The organism is Leisingera daeponensis, assembly GCF_019801465.1.
Classification (GTDB): domain Bacteria; phylum Pseudomonadota; class Alphaproteobacteria; order Rhodobacterales; family Rhodobacteraceae; genus Leisingera; species Leisingera daeponensis_A.
Genome location: NZ_JAHVJA010000005.1, coordinates 238,883 through 246,847, shown reverse-complemented (window position 1 = coordinate 246,847; position 7,965 = coordinate 238,883). Strand labels below are relative to the sequence as shown.

Sequence of the window (7,965 nt, the reverse complement as noted above, 5' to 3'; positions counted from 1 at the left end):
ATCGCCCTGACAAGAAAGAACGCGCTATTCGCCGGCCATGATGAAGGCGGCCGCGCCTGGGGCTGCATCGCTTCGCTCATTGCCACGGCGAAGATCAATGGCGTCGAGCCCTTCGCCTACCTCAAGGCCACCCTCGAAGCCATCGCTGCAGGTCACCCTGCCAGCCGGCTCGACGAGCTCCTGCCCTGGAACTTCCCACCGTCAAGCTGATCCCGCGTGAGGCGGGGGCAACGCTTACGGTCATACGATGCCAGTTTCATGCTGCGCCCTCGACGAGCGGCAGCTTTTGATCGCGGCACCGCGGCGAAAATCGTGGCCTGATCTAGCGACAGTAAGGGATTCGCGAAGGTCGCTCTCTGCGCGTCTGCTCGGCCAATACGTCAATCTTCTCGGTAACTATGTGCAGAACTTTGTGCCAATGGGAATGTGGGTGGATGAAGAGGCCGGGCGTGACTGGCAGGGTTGGTGGACTGTCTTCTATTGGGGCTGGTGGATCGCCTGGTCGCCGTTTGTCGGCCTGTTCATCGCCCGTGTGTCCAAGGGGCGAACCCTGCGCGAGTTTGTTGTGTCCTTGCTGATCGTTCCGCCGCTAGTGACCATGTTCCTGCTGGCGATGTTCGGTGGCAACGCGGTCAGCATCGAATTGCAGGGGGCGGGCGGTATCATCGAAGCCGTGAACGAAAGCCCGACCCTGGCGCTTTACGCAACGCTTGAGGGCATGGACGTTGGCATCTGGGGCACTGCCTTCGCGGCAACCCTCTCTTATCAAACCACCCTAAACTGTCCCATTGGCGCTGATGTCAGACAGGCTGTTATTAACTCGACGCAAGTTCCAAGCTATCCCTAAAAGCAGTTGTTAAAGCCCCAGTTTTGATCGGGTTGCCACAACACTGGAATGGAACTTGTATCCTTTTTCCATCCCGGAATATTTTTTAATTCCAGAGTGTTTTCCTGCCAGCGGCCACCATTCCGTGTCATCAGACCAACTTCTCCAAACTGTTCCCCAACGGTCGACAACATGGGAAATGCATGCTTGCTCGCCAAGGCTTTTTCCTGCCCGGTTGCCATTAGGCCAGTACCAGGACAGCTGATGGCACACACGCCCTTGGGAGTCGACTTTCCATTCCCCGGCGCCGAGGCTGTCACTGTTGTCGCCGCACCAAGCGCGGGCTTGCTGGTTGGGCGAGTAGTAGATGCCGCCATTGCACCCTTCGGCCCAGACATCAGTTTTCCCAGCATAGATACTCGCTACAAGTTGCGGGGGCGCAGGCTTGGCGCTGCGGGGCTTTGGGTCCGCAACAACAAGAGACGGGATGGTGCCCAAAAGAGCTGCGGCCATCAGTTTTATAGTAATCTTCATGTGAACCCCACTAAGCATACTAGCCCAAACTCGGATCTTCTTTCGGGTGAAACTCCCTTGGGGTTAAGTTGATAGAACGCTTCCGGAGAGAAACAATAATTTTTTTGAATCTGCATCATACTCCGCGCGTCGAACCGGATTTCTCGATTAATCCAGGCAATCAGCCATTATTGTTTCCGCTCTCTCGCCAGGTCTTGCCGGTGCGGCGTCGGCCTCCTGCAGCAAGTTGACATTACCGGTCCTCCAGTAATTGGGACTGATTCTTCTCGCGCTAAAATCTGACACGCCACTTGTGTCAACAGTGCCGCCAAAACAGTGGAACTGTCGCTTGAGCTTTGAGCTCAAAGCGAAAGTTCGGCTAAAATTTGAGGAAATTTTGACAAGCCCTGCCTCGTTAGGGGACATTGTAGGCCATGTAGCCTGATCTGCTTGTCATGGGTGGAACTCTGTGGGGCCGGGCGCCGCGCATTCTAGATAGCAGTGTTGGCCTGCAAAGGGGTCGGGGGACCGTGTCTGACAGTAGTGTTGATCTTTGCCTTGCTGGTGTGTGCCTGGCGGCTTTTGAAGTGCAGTGCAGCTGCGTTCGGAGGGCGGTCGTTTGAAGCGGTTTTCCTTTCATCAGGACAGGCTTCAATCCGTGGCGTCGTCTGGCAGGGTATTTGCGGATCCCAAGCGGGTCCGGGCTCGTCGGGTGAGGGCTGTTTTTTTTGCCTTGGTAACGGCCGTCATTTGCTGGGCTGTGCTGTTTCTTGATGGCTCGTTTTCTTTGCAGTCCGCAATTCGGGAGCTGAATCCCTTCCACGATGGCGAGCAAAGCCATGTCTCTCTTGCGGTGAACGGTTCCAGTCATCCCAACCACGTGCATCTGGCTTCGGCAACTTCAGAGCCCAGATCAGAAACCCACTGTGAAAATGGGCGCAAACAGCCCCTGTTTTCGGCTATGGCAGACACGGCAGCTCCTAAGGTGTTTGGCCATGTGCCTGTGTCCTCTGAAGAAGCATTTTTATCGCTGGATGATAGTTGCGGCCAAATTGGCGTGATCGTGCCTGAATGGATCAGTATCGTCGAAGAAAAAGGCCGCCCTGCAGTATCGGTTATCAGCAAGGATACCCGGATTGCCGTGGAAGAGTACATTGCAAGGGCCGCGTTGCGTCCGCAGCTTCTGCCGGTCATTTTGCTGGGAGAGGCAAGGCAGAAGGGAGACTTTCTGGATAGCCTCGCAGATACAGAGCGAGCGGAGGCGCTTGCCGCAGATATGGCCGCCGCTGTGGCGGCATTGAATGCGCAAGGTGCGTGCCTGGACCTCACTGGATTGAGTTCAGAAGTGTTCCGACGCCTCAAGCCGCTGATGTCGAGCTTTTCGAATGCATTCCGTTCCCGAGGCTTGAAAGCCTGTACCATTCTCACGGGCCAGCAGTCCCACTGGAAGAAAGCGGATCTGATTGATCTGTTTGACCAGATTATCCTGAAGCTCTTTCGTCAGCCTTGGGTGGAGACCGTGCCAGGCCCGCTTGCACCATATAGCTGGATAGAAGATTTGTCCGCTGAGGCAGTTCAGGCGGTCGGAGCAGACAAGCTAGTTGTCGCGCTCGGCAATTTCTCCGTTGAGTGGACCTCTGGGTTATCCAAGCCAGAGATCCTTTCTTACGCGGAAGCGATGCAAAGAGTAAGCTCCTCCGGAGCAAAATTGCGGTTCAGCGCCAAAGCCCACAATAGCTTTAGCCGCTACCGAGACGCCCAAGGACGACAGCGCAAGATCTGGATGCTGGATGCCGCATCTGCGCACAATCAACTGCTCCGCCTAAAGGAGCTTGGCATTGCCAACTTTGCCGTGTGGTCTCTTGGGACCGAGGACCCCGGGATCTGGAAAGTCCTGCAGCACCAAGATGCTTCCAAAGACGTTCTTGGGGCTGAACTTCGTGTCGTAGAGCTTAACAACTTTGTAGATTACAAAGGGGAGGGCGCGTTTATCCGCATAGACCAGCGCGCATCTGCAGGAGCCCGTCAACTTTCTTTCGAGGCGGGGACAGGTTTGGTCCGCAACCAGACCTATAGCCTTTTGCCCAAGCCATACTCGATAGAACTGCATGGCAAACCGGACAGGCGCAAGGTTGTTCTGACCTTTGATGACGGCCCGCATGAGACATACACCAAGGAAATTTTGGATATCCTGCAGGAAGAAAAAGTTCCGGGGGCCTTCTTTGTTGTTGGCACCAGCGTGATGGACTCTCCCGACCTGGTTAGGCGGATGGTCGATGAAGGGCACGAGGTCGGTGCGCACAGCTTCTCCCATCCTAGAATGGACCAGATCTCCCAAACACGTGTGGATCTGGAATTTTCGCTTCTGGACAAAATTTTGGCTGGATCTGTCGGCCGGAAAACATTGCTCTACCGCGAACCCTTCCAGCGTAGCGGTGGCCCGATCAGCGCAGAGCGCGTGGCCTCGCTGGAGGCAGCTGAAGCCCGAGGGTTCACGATTGCGGGTATGGAAATTGTCCCCAAGGACTGGGAAGGCTGGGACAGCGCGGAAATCGCAAACTTTGTAATAGATCAGGTGGAACAGGGGAGCGGCAATGTCATTCTATTGCATGACGGCGGCCAGGATCGTGCTGCCACAGTTGACGCAGTCCGACCGATAATCCGTTCGTTGCGGGCAAAAGGCTATGAGTTTACGACGTTGGCGGATCTTCTAGGCACAAACCGGGCTGCGTTGATGCCTGTTGCAGAAGGCGGATCCCCGGCCTTTGACAGAGTTTCCTTCTCCATTGTCTGGATGGCGCAACAAGCTGTCGTCGTTGTTTTCTGGACGGTGCTCGCAATTGGCATAGTTCGCTCGGCCGGAATCCTCATTATGGCGCTTTCGAACCGCCGTGAAAGATTTACAACCTTGCAAAGGCAGCCGAAGGTTGCGGTGGTGATCCCTGCCCACAATGAGGCAAAAGTGATCGCACAAAGCATCGAAAGCGTGCGAGCCAGTGGTTACAAAAACCTGGAAGTCATTGTGGTGGACGACGGCTCCACCGATGACACACTGATCGAGGTCCTCAAATTCGGCCACAAGAGCGAAGTCCACCTCATCTCGCAACCAAACCAAGGGAAGTGGAGTGCGCTTAACAGGGCCATTTTGAGCACTGATGCCGAGTTTGTCGTCTGCATTGATGCGGATACGCAAATTTGCAAAGATGCAATCACGTATCTCGTCAGGCACTTTGCAGACTCGAAGACCGGTGCGGTGGCAGGCAAAATTATTGCAGGCAACCGCGTGAACCTGCTAACCCGGCTTCAGGCCTTCGAGTATGCAACGTCCCAGAACGTCGAAAGGAAAGCGTTTGACCTGATCAACGGCATTCTGGTGGTTCCGGGAGCCATCGGGGCGTGGCGGGTTGAGGCTTTGAAAAAGGCCGGGTTGTTCAGTGAGGAAACTCTGACGGAGGATGCCGACCTGACGATCCAGGTGAACCGGGCAGGTTATAAAATAGTCTTCGAGCCAAAGGCTAAGGCGTTCACCGAAGTGCCGGAGAAGTTGGGCCAGCTTATGAAACAGAGGCTCCGCTGGTCGTTTGGAATGTTCCAAAGCGCCTGGAAGCATAAACGGGCGATCATTGAGAGACGTTCGGTTGGCCTGGTATCAATTTCCGACATGTTTGTATTTGGCTATGTATTCCCGCTGTTGGCCCCTATCGCAGATCTGTTTGTGATTTTGATGCTGTACAAGCTGGTCGCCGGCGGCTGGGCCGGAGAAGTGGGAGGCTCTCAGCACCTACAGCCGATGCATTACCTATGGGCCTACCTGGCACTCCCGGCATTGGAGCTACTCATTGCTGCTATTGCAATTGCGTTTGATAAAGATGAAAGCAATTGGTGTTTGCTGTTGTTCCCGCTGCAGCGCGTCGTTTACCGCCCGCTCATGTATTTTTCGGTGATACGCTCGGTGTTGCGTGCCGTAACCGGACGTTTAACCAGCTGGGGTAGCATAAAGCGCCAGGGACGTGCCTACAGAATGGTGGCTGGCAACACATGAGACGCAGACTTTTCCTGAAATCGGCCGCAGCTGGCTTGGCTGTGTTCCCGCGGATCGGGTTTTCTTCCGCGTTTCGGAAGCTGCCTGTGCCAACTTTTCCCGTAGTGACAGCAATCAATGAAGAAGTTTCAATCCCGCATCTCATAACGGTGATTGATGCCTTTGTTGAAAGAAACATTCCGCTGGCCTGCGTTGTGAACCCCTATGATGAGCAAGGCCGCGCGCATACTGCAAAAAGCAAGCTCGCTCAGGTTCTGAATGCTTACATGATTGGCAGCAGCGGGTTGGATGTTGTGCCTTACGTTCCGGAATTGCAGTCGCTGTCCGAGTACTTCCAAGGCCGGGCCGCACATGATGCCGTCTCAGCTCTCCAAAGTATGCTGCGCTCGGGGGTGGCCGTTCGAAATTCGGCTAGCGTTCTGCAGGCAATCGCATGCGCGGAACGGGAAAATCCGGCTAATCCGCGGGGGGTGCGTTCTGCAGGCATTCTCAATCTCCTGTCGGTTCCGGTACAGTCAGCCCCGGTCCGGTCCGAAACCTGGGACAATGGTGTCGTGAGGCTGTATGGGGGCACCCTGGTGTCTCTGAAGGATATTGAAGGAAACGTGCAAGCTGCTGGACCTTCTGGCAGCCAGAATATTGTTTACATTTCGGCCAAGGATTTCTCCGGAATAGGTTTGAAACAGCTGAAGGCAGCCGCGGTTCGATTTGCCGATGGGCTGTCGCAACAGGAGCTGGACGGAGATGTGTCCCTGTTGCCGGTGATAGACATCCAACTGCGCGATACCTACGGGTTCAAGCGGATGGTGTGCCTGCATGTGCTGAAACCGCAGGAAAGTAATCCCGACCAATTATCCGGGTACTCAGAATTTACGAAGTTTCTCCAAACAGCCGGGATTCCTCATTCCCGCGAAGGTCAGTTTTTAAGTAAGGCCTACAGCGATTTTTGGGTTTCAACCGAATTAAAGCACGGGAAAGCAGGTGCCAGTGCCTGGCCATCCAGCATGCACTCTGTAGATATTGCAACCCGGAGTGAGGCCAAAGTCCGGACGGTCAGGCCGTTGGAGCCTGGCATAGGCGTTACTTTATTCGCCGAAGAGGGCGGACCTCAAGGGTTGGAGGGCACGGGTTTCCTGAAATTCCGGCGGCGCGTCGTCAGCGGCGGTGGCGCAGCGGAAGCATTTCGGTCTGCGACGGCGGGAACCGGGGATGTAGTGGTCTTCATTCAGCCAAAGGCGATTGCATTTCCGCCGGAACGCAGGGCATTGGAAAGCCTTTTGAAGGAGATGCTCCGGAACCAAGGGACGAAGTTTCTCCTTCTCGAAGAGTTCGCCCGGACCGTCGCCCCGGCTGGGCCGCTGCCGACCCGCCTGAGGAAGACGGCTGCCGCCGCGCCGGAGCTGATAAAGACACGCCAGGTTCTTTCAGATGCCGGGCGGCAGGAGCTTTTGGAAGACGCCCGTGTGGCTTGGCAGTATTTTGAAAAATTCACTGACCCCAGAACCGGATTGTGCCCGGCGACAGTGGACTTTGCACCTGGCGGGCGGCAACACAAGGCCGTCACCATGTGGGACGTAGGTAGCCACATCAATGGCTTAGTAGCCGCTGAAGAGATTGGCTTGGTCACCCAAAAGAACGTTGAGGCCGCCATTCGAAAGATTCTGCCCAACATCGCGGGCAGAACGTTCATGGGCCGTCACTTGCCGCAGGGATGGATACGGACCGACCGCCGTAAATGGGGCAACAGGGACTTTGACGGGTCCGACGCAGGTCGGCTGCTTGCTGCCTTGGACAACCTGCGCCGGCACAGCAACTTCGGTGATCGATTGGCTGAGCTTGTCTTTTCCTGGGACCTTCAGAAAGTGATCATTGAAGGCGAAATTCACTCGGTCACCAATGGAGAATTAAAGACTTCATATGTGTCGCATAGCGCTCATTACTCGGCATTGGCCTTCCGGCGGTGGGGGGTATCTGCAAAATCCCCATATGAGGTTTTAACAAACCGGTCGGCGACTGACGGGCAAATGGCACTGCTCGAAGCTGCGGCCCGAATTGGCCCGTTCGGCGCAGAACCGCTACTGCTTGAAGCTATGGAAATGGGGATGTCGAAGGAAAGCGCTTATCTGGCTGATGTGTTGTTTGCCGCTCAATTGGAGGACTTCCGCGAAACCGGTCGGCTCATTTGCGTCTCGGAAGGCCCAATCGACAAATCTCCCTGGTTCCTCTATCAAGGACTGCAACTGGACGCACAAGAGCGCACTTGGGCCTTTGATACGGTCGGGCAGGAACCTGAGTACAGGACGCCGGAGTTTCGCGAGGAAAACCTGGTTATCAGCAGTAAGGCTGCCTTTCTCTGGTCGGCCTATCAACCGCACGAATACTCTGAGAAGCTTTTGAATTTTACCAGGAGAGTAGCAAAAACAAATAACGGGTTTGCTTCGAGCATCTTTCTGAAAACTGGTCGACCAACCGAGGCCTACACCGATTTGAATACCAATGGCGTTATTCTTCAGGCTATTGCCCATCGTCTTGCCCGCTCCGACTGACAGGGCAGAGCCGGCAAGACATGGATCGAGAGAAAATC

The 7,965-nt window shown here is 55.3% G+C and carries 5 protein-coding genes; 4 read left to right on the top strand and 1 reads right to left on the bottom strand.

Translation table 11 applies throughout. The features are described from left to right. Together KUV26_RS13705 and KUV26_RS13700 are read left to right on the top strand one after the other, a co-directional pair. Positions 1-210, top strand: a 210-nt coding sequence (locus tag KUV26_RS13705; RefSeq protein ID WP_222508745.1) for a transposase domain-containing protein, incomplete at its 5' end; no start/stop codon positions are given. Positions 211-247: 37 nt separating this feature from the next. Continuing rightward, on the top strand, positions 248-847 hold the full coding sequence (locus tag KUV26_RS13700; protein ID WP_222508744.1) for a BCCT family transporter: 600 nt from the start codon (positions 248-250) through the stop codon (positions 845-847). Positions 848-856: 9 nt separating this feature from the next. Here KUV26_RS13700 and KUV26_RS13695 read toward each other — a convergent pair whose 3' ends face one another. After that, complete coding sequence (locus KUV26_RS13695; RefSeq protein ID WP_222508743.1) at positions 857-1,360, bottom strand: DUF995 domain-containing protein; 504 nt, start codon at positions 1,358-1,360, stop codon at positions 857-859. A gap of 739 nt (positions 1,361-2,099) precedes the next feature. Here KUV26_RS13695 and KUV26_RS13690 point away from each other — a divergent pair. Continuing rightward, complete coding sequence (locus KUV26_RS13690; protein WP_315900117.1) at positions 2,100-5,381, top strand: glycosyltransferase; 3,282 nt, start codon at positions 2,100-2,102, stop codon at positions 5,379-5,381. A 104-nt stretch (positions 5,382-5,485) separates the two neighbouring features. Continuing rightward, positions 5,486-7,927, top strand: a complete 2,442-nt coding sequence (locus KUV26_RS13685) for a DUF3131 domain-containing protein (protein ID WP_315900116.1) — start codon at positions 5,486-5,488, stop codon at positions 7,925-7,927. Positions 7,928-7,965: the final 38 nt, after the last annotated feature.

Excerpts from the sequence above, each read along its gene's own strand:
- KUV26_RS13700 (WP_222508744.1), top strand. The coding sequence starts at position 248 with ATGCCAGTTTCATGCTGCGCCCTCGACGAGCGGCAGCTTTTGATCGCG.
- KUV26_RS13695 (WP_222508743.1), bottom strand. The coding sequence starts at position 1,360 with ATGAAGATTACTATAAAACTGATGGCCGCAGCTCTTTTGGGCACCATC.